The sequence below is a fragment of the Staphylococcus sp. acrmy genome, assembly GCF_022690565.1.
Lineage (GTDB): Bacteria > Bacillota > Bacilli > Staphylococcales > Staphylococcaceae > Staphylococcus > Staphylococcus caledonicus.
The window spans coordinates 12,734-33,748 of sequence record NZ_JALCVE010000008.1 but is presented as its reverse complement, the minus strand read 5'-3'; the positions used below and the strand labels follow the sequence as shown (position 1 = coordinate 33,748).

Below are 21,015 nucleotides of genomic sequence, written 5' to 3'. Positions count from 1 at the left end.
TGAAGAGGTTGAGACATAGTTTGAATACATAGTACGTGCATCATAGTCTGTATTTAACTATTCGAACCTCTTTTTCGTGTGGGGTGAAAGAATGGAAGTAATAAATAAAAATGATATTAAACAGGGAACAGTGATTGACTTAACGCATGAAGGCCATGGAGTAGTTAAATTTGATCGCTACCCCATATTTGTACCCAATGCGTTAATAAATGAAGATATCGAATTTAAGGTTATTAAAGTTAAAAAGAACTTTGCTATTGGGAAATTAATGAACGTTCTTAAAGAAAGCGAAAACCGCGTAGAGCCACCATGTAAATATTATTGGAAATGCGGAGGTTGTCAACTACAACATATGACCTACGAAGCGCAATTGGCAATGAAGAAAGAACAAGTTGTGAACCTTTTCCATAGGAAGGCTCAATTCAACGATACAGTGATTAACGATACGGTTGGCATGGACAATCCTTGGCGCTATAGAAATAAGTCTCAGCTTCCAATTGGTAAAGATAAAGACAACACTGCAATCATGGGGTATTACCGTCACAGAAGCCATGACATTATCGATATGGATAGCTGTTTAATTCAAGATGAACAACATCAAGAAATTATGAATCAAATTAAACAATGGCTTAATGAATTAAAAGTAAGTATTTATAATGAAAAAACGAAAAAAGGCTTGCTAAGACATTTAGTTATACGTACAGGCCATTACACAGATGAAATTATGGTTATCTTTGTGACAAATGGTTCGAAATTTAAACAAGTTGATATTTTGGTTGAAAAGTTAAATAAAGCTTTTCCAAATATTTCAAGTATTAAACAAAATATTAATAATAGCCATTCGAATGTTATTATGGGGCAACAATCGGTGACTTTATATGGTAAAGATAAAATTGTGGACCAATTAAGTGATACTACATTTAAAATCAGCGACCAATCTTTTTATCAAATTAATTCAAGTCAAACTGAAAAACTTTATCAAAAAGCAATCGATTACGCTCAATTAGACGGCGAAGAAACGGTGCTTGATACTTATTGTGGAATTGGTACGATTGGTCTTTATATGGCGCCAGTAGCTAAGCATGTTTATGGTGTAGAAGTTGTACCCTCTGCGATTAAAGATGCACAACAAAATGCGACTTTAAACCAATTAGAAAATACAACTTTTGTCTGTGGTAAAGCAGAAGACGTCATTATAGAATGGAAACAACAAGGAATTAAACCTGATGTGGTAATGGTCGATCCACCACGTAAGGGATGTGATGAAACCTTCTTAGATACATTATTAACGCTTAATCCTAAACGTATTGTTTATATATCTTGTAATCCATCAACACAGCAAAGAGATGCTCAAATACTGGCTGCGAAGTATCAATTGAAAGAAATCACGCCATTCGATATGTTTCCACAAACGACACACATCGAAACAGTTGCACTATTTGAAAGTTTAGATAATCCCTCAAATTAATTAATAGTAGGCACGATTCACGTCATTTAGAAGACATGAGACCGTATTAAGATATTGGCGCTTTGTACTTTGTGCAACTCGTAATCGTCGTGCTAAGATAACAATAAAATAGGCCTTTCGCTGTGTAATATTTTAAACAATATTTTTAAGTTAGGTGACTTTCATTAAGATCAGATTACAAGGTATTTAATTTATTGAGAAAGTCTTTGTTTCTGAAAGTGAGCCATGTATACTAAGTTTGAATTCAAGCAGTTGGGAGGTCATTATTGTGCATAAGATTGATTTATTATCTAATAAATTGAACTTACCAAAGTTTATTGCGACTCAATTTGTCGTTATCTTATTTGTTATTTTAATCATGTATAAATGGGCGTTTATGTTTACCGAAGTTAGAGAACAGACATTTATAGCTAATGGGTTGTATGGTATTTTAGGGTTTATACTCGCTTTAGGTCTACATGAATTAATACATCGACTCATGTTTTATATTTTTTCGCATGGGGAGCATCCTCGCGTTAAATCTCAAAAGGGTATTTTACTTGTTCATAGCTCAAATAAATACTTTAATAAATGGCAATATTGTACAATAATGCTAGCGCCCATGATACTTATTACTGCCAGTTTAATGGTAGTGTTTAGCTATTATTCTTATTCTTCAATTCTCTTTATTTTAAGCATACATATTGGTTATTGCTTAATTGACGTTTATTTAGTCGGTGTCACATTGATTAATAAGTTTAAATATATACATCCGAGTGAGGAAGGGTTATACATGTACTACCATAAACCACTTCAAACTCATAATTATTATGAATAAATTAAAGATGAGTCTTAATATGTTATATTGTGCACATTTCATGAGTTTTTGTTTCATGACCAGTATAATTATATTAAGGCTTATTTTATTATTTTTTGAAAAGGGGGTGAGAGAATGGCAGAAAGAAGAATTATACACGTCGATATGGATTATTTTTATGCTCAAGTAGAAATGCGAGATAATCCCAAGCTACGAGGTAAACCCGTTATTGTAGGTGGTAAAGCAAGTAATAGGGGTGTCGTTTCTACTGCATCGTATGAAGCGCGTAAATATGGTGTACATTCTGCTATGCCAATGTCTCAAGCCCATAAGCTGTGCCCAAATGGTTATTACGTAAGGGCACGTTTTGATGCGTACCGTGAGGCATCTTCAATAATTATGAGTATTTTCAAAAGTTATACAGAAATTGTAGAGCCTTTAGCGCTTGATGAAGCATATTTAGATATTACACATTTAGTAAGACCTGATTTGTCTGCATCAAAAATTGCTTCTTTTATACGGCGAGATATTTTCGAAAAAACAGGTTTAACCTCATCTGCAGGTGTCTCATACAATAAATACTTAGCTAAATTGGCAAGTGGTATGAACAAGCCAAATGGAATGATGGTCATCGATTATAACAATGTACATGATATATTAATGAATCTAGATATTGGTGAGTTCCCCGGTGTTGGAAAAGCTTCGAAAAAAATTATGCATGAACATGAGATATATACCGGTAAAAATTTACATGAAAAGACAGAATTTGAATTAATTCGATGGTTTGGTAAAAGAGGTAGAGGTTTATACAATAAAGCGAGAGGGATCGACCATAGCGAAGTGAAGGCTACTAGAATTCGTAAATCAGTAGGGACGGAGCGAACGTTTTCTACGGATGTTAATGACGATGATGAGATTCTACAAAAAATTTGGGAATTATCAGGTAAAACTGCCGAACGGTTAGCAAAACTACAAAAATCTGGCAGTACTGTAACGGTAAAATTGAAGACGTATCAGTATGAAACATTCTCGAAACAACGAAGTTTAAGAGATCCAGTTAGAAATGATATTGATATTTATAATGTAGCGTATGATTTATATAATGAACTAAAGGATCCAAATGTACCTATTCGTTTAATTGGCGTTACAGTTGGTAATTTGGAACGTTCAACGTATCAAAATATGACAATATATGATTTTATTTAAAGATAAAGGCGACATTGATTGTGAATAAGAGGTATGTCTCTCATTCCAATAATGACTCTAACCTTTATCTTTTAAATTTTTACCGTAAATTTGAAGCATACTTTGTAAATTATCATAGTGTTTTAATAATCTAAATGTAATCATCGCACATGCTTTGGCATCATTTAAAGCATCATGATGGCCATGAAAGTCAAGTTTATAATGATTCATTAAGTGTTTTAAACCATAGCGATAAGCACTGATAGTACGTTTAGCTAATTGATAAGAACAAAAATAAACCATTGAAGGCGTTTCGATATTTAAGTTCTTCAAACTTTGATGTAAGACATTCATATCAAACGCGGCATTGTGGGCGACAACAGGAAGTTGATCTATAAATTGCATCATATAAGGATAAACATGATCAAATCCAGGAGCCTCTTGAACATCTTCTGGTCTTATACCATGCACTTTAATATTTGTTTGTGAAAAGTAATCAAATGGATTCACTAAGGTATAAAAGGATTCTACTATTTCGTTGTTTACCACTTTCACCATGCCGACTGAACAAATACTTGTGCGTTTACCATTAGCAGTCTCAAAATCTAAAGCTACGAATGAGTTATCCACGATACATAATCCTTTCTCAATTATAATTTGATTATATTATTGTAGCTAAACATTCATACATTGAACAGTAAATTGCATTCGCACATATAAATGCCCGGTTTATGCTTAGAAAGCACAAACCGGGCATTAAATATATCTTATAGTATAAATTATTCTTCGTTAAATGTACGTGAAGCTAATTCTTTTTCATATAAGTATAATGTATTGCAATCGTCACCGATACGAGTTAAATAATCAATGTGTGTTTCAAATGTAGACTCTTCTTCAACTTGTTCATCTAAGAACCAATTTAAGAATGAAGTTGTAGCATAGTCTTTATCTTTTTGAGCAATTTCAGATAAATTATAAAAACGACGTGTCACTTCTTGTTCTTGTGCTAAACCATCTTTAAATGTTTCTAAAATTGAATTGAAGTCTGTTTTAGGTGCTGGAATAGCTTTGAATTCTGCACGTTCACCACGATCATTGATGTAATCATAGATTTTTTTACCGTGGAAACGTTCTTCTTTAGCTTGTTGAATGTAGAAGTTTGCGAAACCTTCGTATGATGTATCATCACAATAAGCGGCCATAGCCATGTAGGCGTGTGCTGCGATATACTCATGGTTCATTTGATCATTTAACGCTTCTAATAAATCTTTACTTAACATAAAGGTCACCTCTTTAAAATTTTGTTATTTATATGTTTGATAAGATTATATCAAATCTATTCTCATTAGTAAATAATAATTATTATAATCTAGAGTGAAAGTTGTTAATTTTAATTGAGAATATTTTTTGTTATACCCGTTACATGTTATAATTATTCGAGTGATTTAAACAAGGAGGAAACACATGAGACAATGGACTGCAACCCACTTGGCTAAGTTGGCACGTAAAGCAAGTATCGCAGCTGGTAAAAAAGGGACAGACTTGCCGGGCCAAATTGCTCGTAGAGTGGATCAAAATATATTACGTAAATTAGCTACTCAAGTAGATGACATCGTATTTATTAGTGGTACAAATGGTAAAACGACCACATCTAACTTGATAGGCCATACTTTAAAAGCAAATAATATTGATATTATTCATAATAATGAAGGCGCCAATATGGCAGCTGGTATTACTTCGGCATTTATTATGCAAAGTACGAAACAGACGAAAGTTGCTGTGATTGAAATAGATGAGGGTTCTATTCCTCGTGTTCTTAAAGAAGTAACACCTTCTATGTTCGTATTTACTAACTTTTTCCGAGACCAAATGGACCGCTTCGGTGAAATTGATATTATGGTAAATAATATTGCGAAATCTATTAGTAATAAAGGGATTAAATTACTTCTAAATACGGATGATCCTTTTGTAAGTCGTTTAAAGATAGCAAGCGAGACTATTGTTTATTATGGTATGAAGGCACATGCGCATGAATTTGAACAGAGCAGCATGAATGAAAGTAAATACTGTCCAAATTGTGGTAGATTACTAGAATACGATTACATACATTATAACCAAATTGGTCATTATCATTGTACATGTGGTTTTAAACGTGAAACTCCTAAGTATGAAATAACTTCATTTGATGTCTCACCATTTTTAAAATTAAATATGAATGACGCGATATTTGATATGAAAATTGCGGGCGATTTCAATGCATATAATGCTTTAGCAGCATATTCAGTATTAAGAGAGCTAGGCCTTAACGATGACGCAATACGTAAAGGTTTTGAAACATATACGTCTGATAACGGCCGTATGCAATATTTTAAAATGAATCAAAAAGAAGCAATGATAAACTTAGCTAAGAATCCGGCTGGTATGAATGCAAGCTTATCTGTAGGAGAGCAGTTAGATGATAAAAAAGTTTATGTTATCAGCTTAAATGATAATGCTGCAGATGGGCGTGATACGTCTTGGATTTATGATGCAGATTTTGAAAAATTAAATGACCAAGATATTGGAGCCATTATTGTAACTGGTACGCGTGCCGAAGAATTGCAATTACGTTTGAAATTAGCCGAAGTCGATGTTCCTATTATTCTTGAAAAGGATATTTACAAAGCGACGGCATTAACTATGAACTATAGTGGTTTCACCGTAGCAATTCCTAACTACACTTCATTATCACCAATGCTTGAACAACTAAACCGTTCATTTGTAGGGGGCAATTAATATGCATGAATTAACGATTTATCATTTTATGTCAGATAAATTAAACTTATACAGTGATATTGGGAATATTATAGCCCTAAAACAAAGAGCTAAAAAACGTAATATTAAATTAAACGTAGTAGAAATCAATGAAACTAAAGGTGTAACTCTCGAAGAATGTGATATTTTCTTCATTGGTGGCGGTAGTGATAGAGAACAAAGCATTGCCACTAAAGAATTAAGTAAAATTAAAACAGTACTTAAGGATGCTATTGAAGATGGGATGCCAGGTTTAACAATTTGTGGTGGTTATCAATTCTTAGGTACAAAATATATTACACCTGATGGAACTGAGCTTGAAGGTTTAGGTATTTTAGATTTCTATACTGAATCACGTACAGATCGTTTAACAGGCGATATTGTAATTGAAAGCGATACGTTCGGTACTATTGTCGGTTTCGAAAACCACGGTGGCCGTACTCATCATGATTTCGGTACACTCGGCCATGTAACAGTAGGCTATGGCAATAATGATGACGACAAGCAAGAAGGCATCCACTACAAGAATTTATTAGGTACTTACCTTCATGGACCAATTTTGCCAAAAAACCATGAACTCACTGACTATCTCTTAGAAAAAGCATGTGAACGTAAAGGTATACCTTTTGAGCCAAAACAGTTAGATAATACTGAAGAAGAAGCGGCTAAACAAGTAATTATCGATCGTTCAGCTAAAAATAAATAATAAACAAAATTGAGCAGGACAATGAGGTTGGGACAAAAGTGTTTAGGATTTGAGCAGAACCGAACGATGAGCAAAATTGTTTTTCAAATTTTGTCGAATCGTGACGGTATCTGCCGAGAATCCTACTTTTGGGACACCGTATATCGGTTTCCCAAAGCACAAATGATTAATGTCTCAGTCTCTGTCCTGCTCTTGTTATTTGTCTTTAAATCGATTATCAAGCAATTTATAAATTAATAGTATTTCGTAAATTACGTGACTTTTTATTTGATTTTGATCAAATTCTTCAAGTAATTTAACTGAAGATTTTAGTGTAGAAGCGGATTTCTTTTGACGTTCAAAATAATTATTTGATGGAATATCATGGATGCTATTACTTATTTTAATAATGGCCATTTTTTCCTCTGTAGTAAAAATAAGATTTACATTCTTAGGTAAATAGATAATATTGGATAAATGCGTTGTGAGTATACGGTCTACGTAGGATCTATTGGAAATATGTTTTAACCGTTTCCACTCATCTTCTTTATTTTTATGATAGCGCAATTCATCACGTTGGTAACCAGTTAAGGTTTCAGTTTTATCGATAATGGCTGTTAATTTAGTTAATAACTCATTACTATCATCGGAATGGAATTTACCTAATAATAATTCATTACATCGTAAAGCGAACAATTCGTACATCTTATGTTCGGATAAAGTCAGATTATCTTCTATTTGATGATAATATTTCGGCGGTAAAACGAGGAAATTAACTACGCCGGCAGTTACCAATCCGATGAGTGCAGTTAGTAATCTAGAAAAGAAATTAAAATAATAGGCATCATGAATTCCTGGAATCATGGCTACTGAAGTTAATACGGCAACAGTCGTACCTACTTGTAAATTTAATTTTGTACATACTAGAATAGTAAATAGCGCACTAAAGGTATATGAAAGTGGTGATTGATCTCCAAAGATGAAGGTGAATACTACTGCAAATAATGCCCCAATAACAGTAGCTGGTAATCTACGATAACCTTTTTTTAATGATGCTTTAGCGGTCGGTTCAATAGTGACAATAGCAGTTAGAATTGCGAAGATAGGTGTCAAATTTAACATTAAGCAAAATAAAGATGTTAAGAAAGTAGCTAAACCTGTTTTAATCGTTCTAGCGCCAATAATCCGTTTATACCATTTATCCATGTCATAAATCCTCTCGTTGCACGAAAATAATCATTGTAGTAAGTGTGAAATTGAAAATTATTTACGTTTCATTATTAGTCACGTTTAGTATATCAAAAAATTTTTGGTATAATAAGATGTAATATCAATTAAAAAGGAACGGGATAATATGATTGTAAAAACAGAAGAAGAATTACAAGCCTTAAAAGAGATAGGTTATATTTGTGCAAAAGTAAGAGATACAATGCAAGAGGCTACCAAACCTGGAGTTACAACGAAAGAGCTAGATAATATCGCGAAAGAGTTATTCGAAGAACATGGGGCAATTTCAGCACCCATTCATGATGAGAATTTCCCAGGCCAAACATGTATCAGCGTTAATGAAGAAGTAGCGCATGGCATTCCTGGTAAACGTATCATTCGCGAAGGTGATTTAGTAAATATTGATGTTTCAGCCTTGAAAAATGGCTACTATGCAGACACAGGTATTTCATTTGTAGTGGGCGAAGCAGATAACCCACTTAAACAAAAAGTGTGTGATGTGGCGACAATGGCTTTTGAGAATGCTATGGCTAAAGTTAAACCAGGCACTAAATTAAGTAATATTGGTAAAGCAGTGCATGCAACAGCACGTCAAAACGATTTAACAGTGATTAAAAACTTAACTGGACATGGTGTAGGTCAATCGTTACATGAAGCTCCGAATCATGTAATGAATTATTATGACCCTAAAGATAAAACACTTTTAAAAGAGGGCGTAGTTATCGCAGTTGAGCCATTTATTTCTTCTAAAGCTACATTTGTAACAGAAGGTAAAAATGAATGGGCATTTGAAACTAAAGATAAAAGCTTTGTAGCTCAAATTGAACACACAGTCATCGTAACTAAAGACGGCCCAGTGTTAACAACTAAAATAGACTAATTGTTATAGCGTGAGAAAGATAGTAATGTCATATCTTTCTTACGCTATAATTATGAGCATTATCATTATGATTTCATTAAAAATCACCATCTTTAAGTAGTGCTTAAGTATGAGTTAAATATGGTTCCTAAGCCTATATTCCTTCATGAAGCGATGTACTATAATAAAGCTTAATCAAGGGTGAGGTGTTTTTTATGAACTATATGTACGTGTACTTACAACATTTTTTAAAAGTAGTAATTAAACAAAATATCGACGAGTATCGAATGCTTTTAGATAATAAACTTAAAAGTATCGAAACATACATAGTGTATTTAAATAAGAAAAAACAACAAATGAATAAGTTGATTGACAGTTTATCTGCTACATTAGAAAATAAGTATATTGATATAGCGAATACTTATAATATTAAACATGCTCAAGAAATTAATAATTATGAAATTGAAGATTTGAAAAATCAATTAGATATGTTTGAAGCGTATTGCGCAAGAATAGAAGCGGATATACACCGTTGTGCAAAAGAAAGAATTACTACCTTAGGTCAGTGTGACATGATTGAACAGATGAGTGTAGTAGCTTAAATAATCAAGAAAGATAGGAGGCGACGTGTTGACACGTAAATATATATCGACAGAATTATTAATCATTTTTACAGCATTAATGATCATTGCTAATTTTTACTATATCTTTTTTGAGAAGATTGGCTACTTATTCGTTCTCTTGCTAGGGTGTATTTTAGTTTATGTTGGATACCTATACTTCCATAAAGTAAGAGGACTTTTGGCGTTTTGGATAGGTGCTTTGTTGATTGCATTCACCTTATTATCGAATAAGTATACGATTATTATATTGTTTATTTTCTTAGTGATTGTGATTATTAGGTATTTAATTTTCAAATTTAAACCGTTAAAAATTGTTGCTTCTGAAGATGAAGTGACTTCGCCACAATTTATAAAACAGAAGTGGTTTGGAGAACAACGTACACCTATTTATGTCTATAAATGGGAAGATGTGCAGATTCAACACGGGGTTGGAGATGTACACATTGATATGACGAAAGCTGCTAATATAAAAGAGAATAATACGATTGTAGTTAGACACGTTTTAGGAAAAGTACAGCTAGTCGTTCCATTAAACTATAATATTAACCTACACATGGCAGCGTTCTATGGTACTGGTTACGTCAATGGTCAATCCTACAAAGTAGAAAATAATCATATCCAAGTTGAAGAAAAACCTAAAGAAGAGAATTATAATGTGAATATTTACGTATCAACGTTTATAGGAGATGTAGAGGTGATTTATCGATGAATCACTACTTAAGAGCTATAGGTTCCATGCTTATACTCGTGTATAGCATGTTTACTGCGTTCTTATTTATAGATAAAGTATTTGTTAACATTATCTATTTCCAAGGGATGTTTTATACGCAAATATTTGGCATACCCGTCTTCTTGTTTTTAAATTTAGTGATTATTTTATTATGTATTATTGTGGGTTCAATATTAGCTTATAAAATTAATCAACAAAATCATTGGATTAAATCACAAATCGAACATGCAATCGAAGGGGAAACTGTTGGGATTAACGACCAAAATATTGAATTATACAACGAAACAGTGGAACTTTATCAAACATTAGTGCCTTTAAATCAGGAATTACATCGTTTAAGAATTAAGACTCAGAATTTAACTAATGAAAATTATAATATGAACGACGTTAAAGTTAAAAAAATTATTGAAGATGAACGTCAACGTTTAGCTCGCGAATTACATGATTCAGTAAGTCAACAACTTTTCGCAGCAAGTATGATGTTATCAGCAATTAAAGAAACTAAATTAGAGCCACCACTGGATCAACAAATACCCGTGCTTGAAAAAATGGTTCAAGAATCTCAACTAGAAATGCGTGCATTATTATTACATTTACGCCCAATAGGACTAAAAGATAAAACGCTTGGCGAAGGTATTAAAGATTTAGTTATTGATTTACAGAAAAAAGTTCCTATGAAAGTAATACATGACATTCAAGATTTTAAAGTACCTAAAGGGATTGAGGATCATTTGTTTAGAATTACTCAAGAAGCCATATCTAATACATTGAGACATTCTAATGGTACAAAGGTAACAGTAGAATTATTTAACCAACAAGATTATTTACTATTAAGAATTCAAGATGATGGTAAGGGATTTAATGTTGATGAAAAAGTTGAACAAAGCTATGGTTTAAAAAATATGAGAGAACGTGCATTAGAAATTGGGGCTACGTTCCACATTGTGTCATTACCTGATTCAGGAACGCGTATAGAAGTAAAAGCACCGTTAAATAAGGAGGATGATTCGTATGGCGATTAAAGTACTATTTGTAGATGACCATGAAATGGTTAGAATTGGAATTTCAAGTTATTTATCAACGCAATCAGATATTGAAATCGTAGGGGAAGGTGAATCAGGAAAAGATGCCATAGCTAAGGCACATGAATTACAACCTGATTTAATTTTAATGGATTTATTAATGGAAGATATGGATGGCGTTGAGGCTACAATGCAAATAAAAAAAGATTTGCCACATATAAAAGTAGTCATGTTAACAAGTTTTATTGAGGATAAAGAAGTATATAGAGCCCTTGATGCAGGGGTAGATAGCTATATCCTAAAAACAACAAGTGCGAGTGGTATAGCCGATGCTGTACGTAAAACCTATAATAATGAATCAGTCTTCGAACCTGAAGTGCTAGTTAAAATGCGTAATAGAATGAAAAAACGTGCTGAATTATATGAAATGTTAACTGAGCGCGAGATGGAAATTTTATTATTAATTGCTAAAGGGTATTCTAACCAAGAAATCGCAAGTGCGTCTCATATTACTATCAAGACAGTTAAAACGCACGTAAGTAATATATTAAGTAAATTAGAAGTACAAGATAGAACACAAGCTGTTATTTATGCATTCCAACATAACTTAATTCAATAACTATCCTTTAATAATAAAAAATGCTCTTAAATGATATCCATAGACGTCATTTAAGAGCATTTTTGTAATGAATTTAGATAAAAGAAGGTTGAAAGTCATAAATGAGTGTCACAAAAAACAAACTTTTAACGATTTCTACACTTCACTTTCTTCATATCGAATTATGATTTCTTATTATCTTCATTATCGTTATTTGAAGTGAACTTATCTTTAATTTTATCAGTTAACGATTCTTTTTCTTCAGCGTTATTATCATCGTCATCCTTATCGATATTATAATCCTCATCCTTACCAGGTTGAGTGCGTTTATATTCATATGTTGTATCTTCGTTGTAATGGTTTTGGTTATTATCATCATGTACTAATGCAGCTTCTTCAGGAGTTTGTCCTTTAATCACATGTCTTTGATGTACAATAGCATTGATTTCTGCACCAATAATAATGATGAAACAAGTAATATATAACCAAAGTAGTAAGATGATGATACCGGCTAAACTACCATACGTTTTAGAATAGTTACCAAAGTTAGATAAGTACCATCCAAACGCAAATGAACCGACTAACCATATAATTGATGTGAATAGCGCACCAGGAAATACTGATTTAAATTTAGTTTTAACATTTGGTGCTACTGAATATAAAGTTAGGAATAAAATAAGAATAACAATAAACGGTAGAACAATTCTAACTAAATCAAATATCCATGCGACTTCATTACTTAAGCCTAATGGACCAAATAGATGTTCTTTAATAAAATCACCAAATGTAGGTAGTGTTAACGCTAAAGCTAATACAATTCCCATAACTATAGTGAAAACAACACTTAAAATTTTAAGAACAACAGGGTTACGCGCATCTTCTACATCGTAAGCAACATTGAATGAATTCATAATTGCAGACATACCATTTGATGCAGACCAGATTGCTAATAATAACCCGACAGAAAGTAAACTGCCACTTGAGTTTTTCGTGATATCTTCGAAGATTCTTGATACTACGTCTGCAGTTTCAGATGGTGCATTTTGACTAACCAAATCTTTAATCTGTTGAGGATCGATTTGGAAGAATGGTAATAATGTTAATAAGAAGATTAACATTGGGAATAGCGCTAAGACGAAGTGATAAGTCATTTGTGCCGCTAAACCTGAAGCATCATCCTTACCGATACGATAAATTAAATAAGAAATAAAATTTGATTTTTTTGTGTATTTTGCAGGTTTATTTAATCGTGACACGAAGAAAACCTGATCATCCTTTTTAGGTTCTTTAGATTGGAATTCTTGCGGTTCTACATATGTACGATCAACCTTGATTTTATCTTGATCTCCTTCTTGCTGTTCTTTCACAGAATTAAGGTAGTTCGAGCTTGATTGATTTTTATTCGACATAATGGCCTCCTCTATAAAACGACAACTTATTTTATTTTAAAAGAAAGGGGTTGGGACACGAATGGTTTACGCCTTTGTCCCAACCTCTAAAATCAATCAATTATTTACCGATGCGATTATTTTTGCGATTTACAAAAGTATCTTTAGCATCTTTAATTGATTTTTCTAACTCTGGATTGTTACGACGAATTTCTTCGATAGTATCTTTCCAGTATAAAACTTCATCTTTGATAGAGCTGACTTTAGAAGGTTTACGTGAACGATTACCTTCTTTCATATCTTTTACAGATTGTACTAATGAAGTACGAGTTGATTTGTCAGCTAATGTAGCAGCGCCACCAACAATAGCGCCAATTAAAATACCAGGAATTAATTTATTTTGCATTTTGCTTACCCCTCTTTCAAATTTGTATCTTTAACGATGTAATCTATTAGATTGTCACAAGATGATTGTACCATTTCATACACGCCTTCGAAATTATTTGTGTAATATGGATCTGGCACATCACTCTCTTCCATGTTACTAAATTCTAGCAATTTGAACAATTGTCCTTTTAAATTAGGATTAATTGATCTGATATTGTCTATATTACTTTGATCCATTGCGATAATATAATCAAAATCATGATCTGGTTCAAACAGCTCACTAATCATACCATCATATGAGATATTATGACGATTAAGAATATCTTGAGTCCCTTCATGAGGTGGTTCTCCAAGATTCCAACGACCAGTGCCTCGTGAATGAACTGTAACACCGGAAATTCCTCGATCTTTTAAACGCTGGCGCATAATCGCTTCAGCCATAGGAGAACGACAAATATTTCCGAGACAGACAAATGCTACATCTACCATCTTGTATTCCTCCAAACTATTAATATAAAACCATTTTATAGGTATTTTAAACATTTAGAAAGGCATAACTTTGCTAATTTCTATAAAAGTTTATTAAATTTTCATACTCTGATAAAATGTTGTATTAAAGAGGTGAGAAGAATGGCGCAAAGTAATGAAGAAATGATTGCCGATATTAGAAAAAAATTAAATATAGTAAACCAAGGATTATTAGATCCAGATAAATTTAAAAATTCTAATCAACAAGATATAGAAGAAATTCATGGTTTTGTCATGTCAAAAGATTCATTTTCACCAAGTGAAGTTACAGCAATAGCTGACGAATTAGGGAATTTACGTCAAGACTAAGGAGGAATTTTAAATGACAAACTCAAATTATCAAGATAAATTACAACAATATGCTGAACTGCTAGTAAAAGTGGGTATGAATATACAACCAAAACAACCCGTTTTCATTAGATCATCAGTTGACGCAATAGAATTAACTCATTTGATAGTAGAAGAATCATATAAAGTTGGTGCTTCTGACGTAAGAGTAGTTTACTCAGATCCAACATTAAAACGCTTGAAGTTTGAATATGAAACTGTAGAACACTTCGAGACTGTTGAAATCAAAGATTTTGATGTAGAGGAACGAATGAATTATGCCAACCGTGGTGCTGCCAATTTAGCACTTCTAACTGAAGACCCTGATTTATTAAGTGGTATCGATGCTGAGAAGTTAAAAGCCTATCAAACAAAATATTCTCAAGGATTTAAAGGCTACATGGAAGGTAGTCAAAAGAATAAGTTCCCTTGGGTGGTAGCTGCATTTCCATCAAAAGCATGGGCTAAAAGAGTGTACCCAGAGTTGTCTGAAGAAGAGGCTTACGCTAAATTTATTGATGAAGTCTTCGATATTGTACGAGTAGACGGAAATAATCCAGTTGCTAATTGGAGACAACATGTGAATGATTTAAGCGTTCACGCTCAACGTTTACAACAAAAAAATTATAAAGTACTACATTACATTTCAGAAGGTACAGATTTAGTAGTTGGATTGCCGGAAAATCACATTTGGGAAGATGCTACAAGTTATGTTAATGAAGATCAACAACCTTTTATTGCCAATATTCCTACAGAGGAAGTCTTTACTGCGCCTGACCGAAACAACGTCAATGGTTATGTAACAAATAAACTTCCACTAAGTTATAATGGAAATATTATCGATGGTTTTACTTTAACTTTTAAAGATGGAGTCATCGTCGATTTTAAAGCAGATAAAGGTGAAGAAGTACTCAAAGACTTAATTAATACCGACGAAGGTTCAAAACGCCTAGGTGAAGTTGCGCTTGTACCAGATGATTCACCAATTTCAAACCGTAACACTATCTTTTACAATACGTTATTCGATGAAAATGCCTCTTGCCACTTAGCCATTGGTTCCGCATATGGTTTCAATGTTAAAGGCGGAACAGAAATGACTACTGAAGAAAAAATCGCAAGTGGTTTAAATGACTCCAATGTGCATGAAGACTTTATGATTGGTAGCTCAGATTTAACTATTTATGGCATTCTTCATGATGGCTCTAAAGAATTAGTTTTTGAAAATGGGAATTGGGCACAATAACTCATTAAATATAGTATAGATAAAGGGAGCAAAGTATATGTCAAATTCTCAAGACAATAAAAAATCAATGTCTGAATCTAAAAGTATTAAAGCGAAACAAGTATTTCCTCAAGATACCAATCATCATCACACAATGTTTGGCGGTTCATTAATGTCTAATATTGATGAAGTTGCTGCAATTACAGCAATGAAACACGCTAATGCACAAGTGGTGACAGCTTCTATGGATTCAATGGATTTTCTTCGACCAATTAAAACAGGAGAAATTACTTCATATGAAGCTATGGTGAGCTATGCTGGTAAAAGCTCAATGGAAATTTGTGTTCAAATTATTATTGAAGACGTACTAAATAAAGAAAGACATTTGGCAGCGCTTAGCTTTTTAACTTTCGTTGCTTTAGATGACAATGGCAAACCTACAAAAGTACCACAAGTTTATCCTGAAACTAAAATTGAAAAATGGTTCTATGAAGGTGCACCTAGTCGTGTTCAACGAAGAAAAGATCGACGTGAAGAAAGTAAAAACACGCTTGATTTTCTATCAGACGTCCAAAATATAGAAGAAATATAAAATCATAATAATAAAGATAGTAAAAAAGCAGCGAATTCTATTGATTTAAAATAGGATTCGCTGCTTTTAAATATTCTCAATTAACTAAATATACTTTCTGTATGCATTTCAATTTCTTTTTGTTTAAAGTCTGTATCAGGGTAGTACATATTTTTTACTAAGACATTTGGACCTAAACATTGGAAAGCTTCACAATGACAGTTTAAAGATTTAGCTAAATCAGATGTTAACCATTTATTAAAGACATCTGATAATTTATCACGTTTAATATTAGAGATAGTACCATTCTCATCTCCAAAATCTGTCACGATAACATCTCCACTAAAGACATTTACATTTAATCGGCTACGTCCATCGGGGTCGTTACGCATCGTCACATTTTTGGCATCTCTTAATCGTTGTAGTAAAGCTTGGTCATTTTCATCATTAATACAAGGATAAATAGGTAAAGTGCCAAATAACATCCATACATCTTCATCACGAATATCTAATAAATGATGAATAGCTTGTTTCATTTCTTTTAGAGGCAAGACATTAAGTTGACTAGCAAAGTCGGCAGGATACATTGGATGCACTTCATGACGACTACATTTCATATCATTGACGATTTCATTATGGATTTTATCTAGATAGGGCAAAGTACTTTGATTTAGCATAGTTTCAGCAGATATAAACATCCCTTGTTCTGATAAAGTACTCGCGTTATCTAACATTTGTTCATATAATTTCAATTTAGCTTTTAATGGTGGCTGTTTTTTCATAGCACCAAAGCCAACATCAGTAAATTCTTGAATAGTTCCCCAATTATGAGAAATATGCATTACATCTATGTATTCAGCGATATCTAAGTAACGATCTTGAGGAAGCGTTAGATTAGAATTCATTTGAACATAAATACCACGGTCTTGCGCATATTTTAAAAGTGGTTTGACTACATTTTTAATTGATTTTTTAGAGAACATAGGTTCTCCACCAGTTATCGACATTGTACGTAAATTAGGAATTTCATCCAATCGACGGTAAATAATATCCATAGGTAGGGGGTCAGGATCTTTCGTTTGTAATGTGTAGCCTACAGCGCAATGACTACATCTCATATTACATAAATTAGTAGTTGTAAATTCTATATTACTTAATGTTAATTTGCCATGTTCTTCTATATCGTTATATGCTTCCCAAGGATCATTATTAATAGAAATAGGCTTTTTTTGATTTGTCATCAACATATTTATTACTCCTAAACATTTAAATTCCTTTATACGTTGCTAAAAAGTACAGTAAACATTATTAAGATTATATCCCTTTTTGTCAAATTCTGTTAGGATAAAACTAACGTAAATGTTAAATAAAATAGATAATTAAAGGAGACAAATTTTCATGGACGAACAATTAACAATTGACCAAATTAAAACACGCTTATCAAAATTCTTAGAAGATATTGATCATGTGAACCCGGACGAAGTAAGCGTGGAAGATATTGATGAATGGATTGGTTTATTAGACCAATTAGAAGAAAAAGTGAAATCAGTATCTAAGGAAAATTAATTTAAACTAACGTCATATGTTTAAAACCTCTTAAAAGTGTCTATACATACAATATAATACGATTAAGAAAGGTGATATACACATGGCTAAAAAAGTAGCAATTATCTTAGCAGACGAATTTGAAGATATAGAATTAACAAGTCCAAAAGAAGCTTTAGAAGAAGCAGGATTTGAAACTGAAATCGTTGGAGATACTGCAAACGCAGAAGTAGTAGGTAAACACGGCGAAAAAGCTACTGTAAATGTAAGCATTGCTGATGCTAAACCAGAAGACTACGATGGCTTATTAATCCCAGGTGGATTTTCACCAGACCACTTACGTGGCGATGCTGAAGGTCGTTATGGCGCATTTGCTAAATACTTCACTAAAAACGATGTACCAACATTCGCAATTTGCCACGGCCCACAAGTCTTAGTTGATACTGACGATTTAAACGGTCGTACATTAACTGCAGTGCTAAATGTACGTAAAGACTTATCTAACGCTGGTGCTCACGTAGTTGATGAATCAGTTGTTGTTGATAACAACATCGTTACAAGCCGTACTCCAGACGACTTAGACGATTTCAATAGAGAAATTGTTAAACAATTAGAAGACTAATTTAGAGATTAGTAGTAATGATTGAAGAGCCTAGGACATTTTTAATTAAATGTCCTAGGTTTTTTATGTTATAAAGATTATTTAACCAGAGTTATAAATTTAGAGAATGTATCAGTTTTCAATATTGCTTATTTCATGATTATTAATTAAAGACACTCGTGCTAAGGTATCAGGCCGTGTACACCCTGGGACTGATTTTTAGCGTTAAGTATAGCTAAATATATCAACTACTGTTAAACTCTCAATTATAGAGTGAGTTTAAGTAAAGGAGCTAGCGCATGAAAAGAAGCCAAAGATATCATAACTCGCCTGAAAGACATACACAGTATCGTAATGAACCGTATTACAATACGTATTACGAGCCTGTAGGTAAACCACCTAAAAAAAAGAAAAGTAAACGCATATTCCTAAGAATATTCTTAATCTTTATTCTTATTTTCGCATTATTTACCGGTTTAATGTATTTCTTATCTTCGAGAGCGAATGTTGATGATTTACAATCAATTGAAAATAAAAATAGCTATGTTTCTGTAGATAATATGCCTGATTATGTAAAAGGGGCTTTTATTTCTATGGAAGATGAAAGATTTTATAAACACCACGGTTTTGATTTAAAAGGTACAACACGAGCATTGTTTTCAACTATTGGTGAACATGATGTGCAAGGTGGAAGTACTATTACTCAACAAACAGTGAAAAATTATTACTATGATAATGAACAATCTTTTACAAGAAAGTTAAAAGAACTCTTTGTTGCACATAAAGTAGAACAACAATATAGTAAAAATCAAATTTTAAGTTTTTATTTGAATAATATTTATTACGGTAGTAACCAATACACAATAGAAGGTGCAGCAAATTATTACTTTGGTACAACTACAAACCAGAATAACGGCAGTGGCTCTCAAATAACAGTTTTACAAAGCGCCATTTTAGCTAGTAAAGTTAATGCGCCAAGCGTGTATGATATTAGCAATATGTCAGATAATTTTAAAAATCGTATCAAAACCAATCTTGAAAAGATGAAACAACAAAATTATATTTCTGACAATCAATATCAAGAGGCATTATCACAACTCAATAATTATTAATGTAATGAAGAGACTGGAACATCAATACTTTTGCTCCAATCTCTTCTTTTTAATGGATAAAATACTTTGAGACATGCTAAGACTATTATAGAATAAGTTATATGAGATTGAGATGATACCTTGGTAAGAATAGACCGTGAATGAGTGTGGCAAAGTACATGCTTTTCATTTCTTTGAAAGGGTATTGTAAATTATATTCTCCATATTTAAGAAGGAGGGGTTGAGATGCCTAAAATCACTAAAATTGAAGTACAAAAGAAAAATAAAGAACGCTTTAATCTATTCTTAGACGGAGAATTCGAAATGGGTATAGATATTGATACTTTAGTTAAATTCAATTTAAAAAAAGGTCAAATCGTTGAAGCTAAAGATATGGAGCAAATTCAGAAACATGAGCACTATAGATTAGGCATTAACATGGCGATTCAATATCTCTCCTACAAGAAAAGAACAGAGAAAGAAGTACGACAACATCTTGCTAAAAATGAAATAAGTGAAACTGCTATTCAGCAAGTTATCGATTATTGCTATAAAGAAATGTATATTAATCATGATGATTATGCAGAAAGCTTAAAAAATACAATGCTAAATACTACTGATAAAGGCCCGGAAATATATAAACAAAAATTATACCAAGTGGGTATTGAACCTAATATTATTGCTAATTATGTAGCACTATATGAAGAAGAACAATCATTAGAAGCGGTCATAGGTGTAGCAGAGAAAATAATGCGAACAAAAAAAGGTCCCACTTCAAAGGTTAAACAGAAAGTTTTACAAAGCCTCATTCAAAAAGGTTATTCAATGGAAGTGGCGCAACAAGCTTTGGGTGAATTGGATTTCACCCAAGATGAAGAAACCATTGATCAGTTATTAGCTAACGATTTGGAAAAAGTTTATACTAAACAACGCCGTAAATATGATGGCCAAATGTTAGTGATGAAAACAATTGAGTCTCTTATGAGAAAAGGATATAAGTATGATAAAATTAAAATTAAACTAGAAGAAAGTGGTATTTCAGATGGATAACAAGAGACTAAATGAAATGTCAGAACAAGAGCTTAGACATGAAATTCAAACATATAGAGAAAAAATGCGTAAAGCTGAAATGAATGGCATCATGAACGAATATGATGTATATCAAAGTAAAGTTATTGTAGCTGAAAGTTACTTAGTTGACCGGACAAAGGTTGAGCTTGGAAGAATGTATAAATTAAACGATAGTAGTGATCAATATTTTAAAGTAGAACGCTTAAAAGGCATATTTGCTTGGGGATATAGAATTAATAGTTCATCTCCTGAAGAAGGTTTGCCACTTGCTTTATTAAAAATTTAGAAGGATGTAACA

The 21,015-nt window shown here is 32.6% G+C and carries 25 protein-coding genes; 18 read left to right on the top strand and 7 right to left on the bottom strand.

Annotated features, from left to right (window positions below):
- Positions 1 to 91 precede the first annotated feature (91 nt).
- The 3 genes from rlmD to dinB all read left to right on the top strand — a co-directional run bounded on the left by rlmD (position 92) and on the right by dinB (position 3,470).
- The gene (gene rlmD, locus FH144_RS09055) at positions 92 to 1,468 is read left to right on the top strand and encodes a 23S rRNA (uracil(1939)-C(5))-methyltransferase RlmD (RefSeq protein WP_242315268.1); all 1,377 of its coding nucleotides are present in this window, start codon (positions 92 to 94) and stop codon (positions 1,466 to 1,468) included.
- Between the two features lie 268 nt (positions 1,469 to 1,736).
- On the top strand, positions 1,737 to 2,285 hold the full coding sequence (locus FH144_RS09050; RefSeq protein ID WP_242315266.1) for a DUF3267 domain-containing protein: 549 nt from the start codon (positions 1,737 to 1,739) through the stop codon (positions 2,283 to 2,285).
- Positions 2,286 to 2,399: 114 nt separating this feature from the next.
- Positions 2,400 to 3,470 carry a DNA polymerase IV gene (gene dinB / locus FH144_RS09045; RefSeq protein ID WP_242315264.1) on the top strand — a complete coding sequence of 357 codons (1,071 nt, stop codon included), beginning with the start codon at positions 2,400 to 2,402 and terminating at the stop codon, positions 3,468 to 3,470.
- 57 nt (positions 3,471 to 3,527) lie between these two features.
- Here dinB and FH144_RS09040 read toward each other — a convergent pair whose 3' ends face one another.
- Both FH144_RS09040 and ftnA read right to left on the bottom strand, forming a co-directional pair.
- A complete protein-coding gene (locus tag FH144_RS09040; protein WP_242315382.1) occupies positions 3,528 to 4,082 on the bottom strand; it encodes a 3'-5' exonuclease in 555 nt (184 codons plus the stop codon).
- A 146-nt stretch (positions 4,083 to 4,228) separates the two neighbouring features.
- The gene (gene ftnA, locus FH144_RS09035; protein WP_242315255.1) at positions 4,229 to 4,729 is read right to left on the bottom strand and encodes a ferritin; all 501 of its coding nucleotides are present in this window, start codon (positions 4,727 to 4,729) and stop codon (positions 4,229 to 4,231) included.
- Between the two features lie 184 nt (positions 4,730 to 4,913).
- On the opposite strand from ftnA, the gene murT reads away from it, so the two are divergent.
- Together murT and gatD are read left to right on the top strand one after the other, a co-directional pair.
- Complete coding sequence (gene murT, locus FH144_RS09030) at positions 4,914 to 6,224, top strand: lipid II isoglutaminyl synthase subunit MurT (protein ID WP_242315253.1); 1,311 nt, start codon at positions 4,914 to 4,916, stop codon at positions 6,222 to 6,224.
- A gap of 1 nt (position 6,225) precedes the next feature.
- Positions 6,226 to 6,948 (top strand): lipid II isoglutaminyl synthase subunit GatD, encoded by a 723-nt coding sequence (gene gatD, locus FH144_RS09025; RefSeq protein ID WP_242315251.1) that lies wholly within the window; start codon positions 6,226 to 6,228, stop codon positions 6,946 to 6,948.
- 195 nt (positions 6,949 to 7,143) lie between these two features.
- On the opposite strand, the gene FH144_RS09020 is transcribed toward gatD, so the two are convergent.
- Complete coding sequence (locus tag FH144_RS09020; RefSeq protein ID WP_242315249.1) at positions 7,144 to 8,133, bottom strand: FUSC family protein; 990 nt, start codon at positions 8,131 to 8,133, stop codon at positions 7,144 to 7,146.
- Between the two features lie 148 nt (positions 8,134 to 8,281).
- Here FH144_RS09020 and map point away from each other — a divergent pair, with 148 nt between their 5' ends.
- The 5 genes from map to vraR all read left to right on the top strand — a co-directional run bounded on the left by map (position 8,282) and on the right by vraR (position 12,007).
- Positions 8,282 to 9,034 carry a type I methionyl aminopeptidase gene (gene map / locus FH144_RS09015; protein ID WP_107507734.1) on the top strand — a complete coding sequence of 251 codons (753 nt, stop codon included), beginning with the start codon at positions 8,282 to 8,284 and terminating at the stop codon, positions 9,032 to 9,034.
- Positions 9,035 to 9,228: 194 nt separating this feature from the next.
- The gene (locus tag FH144_RS09010; RefSeq protein ID WP_242315247.1) at positions 9,229 to 9,615 is read left to right on the top strand and encodes a hypothetical protein; all 387 of its coding nucleotides are present in this window, start codon (positions 9,229 to 9,231) and stop codon (positions 9,613 to 9,615) included.
- A 28-nt stretch (positions 9,616 to 9,643) separates the two neighbouring features.
- Positions 9,644 to 10,345 (top strand): cell wall-active antibiotics response protein VraT, encoded by a 702-nt coding sequence (vraT, locus tag FH144_RS09005; protein WP_107507736.1) that lies wholly within the window; start codon positions 9,644 to 9,646, stop codon positions 10,343 to 10,345.
- The gene (gene vraS / locus FH144_RS09000) at positions 10,342 to 11,388 is read left to right on the top strand and encodes a sensor histidine kinase VraS (RefSeq protein WP_242315245.1); all 1,047 of its coding nucleotides are present in this window, start codon (positions 10,342 to 10,344) and stop codon (positions 11,386 to 11,388) included. The genes vraT and vraS overlap by 4 nt, the downstream gene beginning before the upstream one ends.
- Entirely contained in the window at positions 11,378 to 12,007 is a 630-nt protein-coding gene (vraR, locus tag FH144_RS08995; protein WP_107507738.1) for a response regulator transcription factor VraR, read from the top strand. Before vraS ends, vraR begins: the two co-directional genes overlap by 11 nt.
- A 161-nt stretch (positions 12,008 to 12,168) precedes the next feature.
- On the opposite strand, the gene FH144_RS08990 is transcribed toward vraR, so the two are convergent.
- From FH144_RS08990 to FH144_RS08980, 3 genes are all read right to left on the bottom strand, one after another.
- On the bottom strand, positions 12,169 to 13,395 hold the full coding sequence (locus FH144_RS08990; protein ID WP_242315243.1) for a YihY/virulence factor BrkB family protein: 1,227 nt from the start codon (positions 13,393 to 13,395) through the stop codon (positions 12,169 to 12,171).
- Positions 13,396 to 13,495: 100 nt separating this feature from the next.
- On the bottom strand, positions 13,496 to 13,780 hold the full coding sequence (locus FH144_RS08985; RefSeq protein ID WP_242315240.1) for a YtxH domain-containing protein: 285 nt from the start codon (positions 13,778 to 13,780) through the stop codon (positions 13,496 to 13,498).
- 5 nt (positions 13,781 to 13,785) lie between these two features.
- A complete protein-coding gene (locus tag FH144_RS08980) occupies positions 13,786 to 14,250 on the bottom strand; it encodes a low molecular weight protein-tyrosine-phosphatase (protein ID WP_242315239.1) in 465 nt (154 codons plus the stop codon).
- Between the two features lie 141 nt (positions 14,251 to 14,391).
- Between FH144_RS08980 and FH144_RS08975 the strand changes: the two genes are divergently transcribed.
- The 3 genes from FH144_RS08975 to FH144_RS08965 are packed head-to-tail and all read left to right on the top strand — an operon-like array spanning position 14,392 to position 16,430.
- Positions 14,392 to 14,598, top strand: coding sequence for a DUF1128 domain-containing protein (locus tag FH144_RS08975; protein WP_107507742.1), 207 nt, complete (start codon positions 14,392 to 14,394; stop codon positions 14,596 to 14,598).
- Between the two features lie 13 nt (positions 14,599 to 14,611).
- Positions 14,612 to 15,859 (top strand): aminopeptidase, encoded by a 1,248-nt coding sequence (locus tag FH144_RS08970; RefSeq protein WP_242315237.1) that lies wholly within the window; start codon positions 14,612 to 14,614, stop codon positions 15,857 to 15,859.
- Positions 15,860 to 15,896: 37 nt separating this feature from the next.
- Positions 15,897 to 16,430 (top strand): acyl-CoA thioesterase, encoded by a 534-nt coding sequence (locus tag FH144_RS08965; RefSeq protein ID WP_242315235.1) that lies wholly within the window; start codon positions 15,897 to 15,899, stop codon positions 16,428 to 16,430.
- 80 nt (positions 16,431 to 16,510) lie between these two features.
- Here FH144_RS08965 and yfkAB read toward each other — a convergent pair whose 3' ends face one another.
- Positions 16,511 to 17,650, bottom strand: a complete 1,140-nt coding sequence (gene yfkAB / locus FH144_RS08960; RefSeq protein ID WP_423585783.1) for a radical SAM/CxCxxxxC motif protein YfkAB — start codon at positions 17,648 to 17,650, stop codon at positions 16,511 to 16,513.
- Positions 17,651 to 17,807: 157 nt separating this feature from the next.
- Here yfkAB and FH144_RS08955 point away from each other — a divergent pair, with 157 nt between their 5' ends.
- The 5 genes from FH144_RS08955 (at position 17,808) to FH144_RS08935 (ending at position 21,003) form a co-directional block, all read left to right on the top strand.
- The gene (locus FH144_RS08955) at positions 17,808 to 17,975 is read left to right on the top strand and encodes an SE1561 family protein (protein ID WP_103166676.1); all 168 of its coding nucleotides are present in this window, start codon (positions 17,808 to 17,810) and stop codon (positions 17,973 to 17,975) included.
- 82 nt (positions 17,976 to 18,057) lie between these two features.
- Complete coding sequence (locus tag FH144_RS08950; protein ID WP_119526230.1) at positions 18,058 to 18,576, top strand: type 1 glutamine amidotransferase domain-containing protein; 519 nt, start codon at positions 18,058 to 18,060, stop codon at positions 18,574 to 18,576.
- Between the two features lie 278 nt (positions 18,577 to 18,854).
- On the top strand, positions 18,855 to 19,667 hold the full coding sequence (sgtB, locus tag FH144_RS08945; RefSeq protein ID WP_107507747.1) for a monofunctional peptidoglycan glycosyltransferase SgtB: 813 nt from the start codon (positions 18,855 to 18,857) through the stop codon (positions 19,665 to 19,667).
- 225 nt (positions 19,668 to 19,892) lie between these two features.
- Positions 19,893 to 20,696, top strand: a complete 804-nt coding sequence (recX, locus tag FH144_RS08940; RefSeq protein ID WP_242315231.1) for a recombination regulator RecX — start codon at positions 19,893 to 19,895, stop codon at positions 20,694 to 20,696.
- Entirely contained in the window at positions 20,689 to 21,003 is a 315-nt protein-coding gene (locus FH144_RS08935) for a YfhH family protein (protein WP_242315229.1), read from the top strand. The genes recX and FH144_RS08935 overlap by 8 nt, the downstream gene beginning before the upstream one ends.
- Positions 21,004 to 21,015 lie beyond the last annotated feature (12 nt).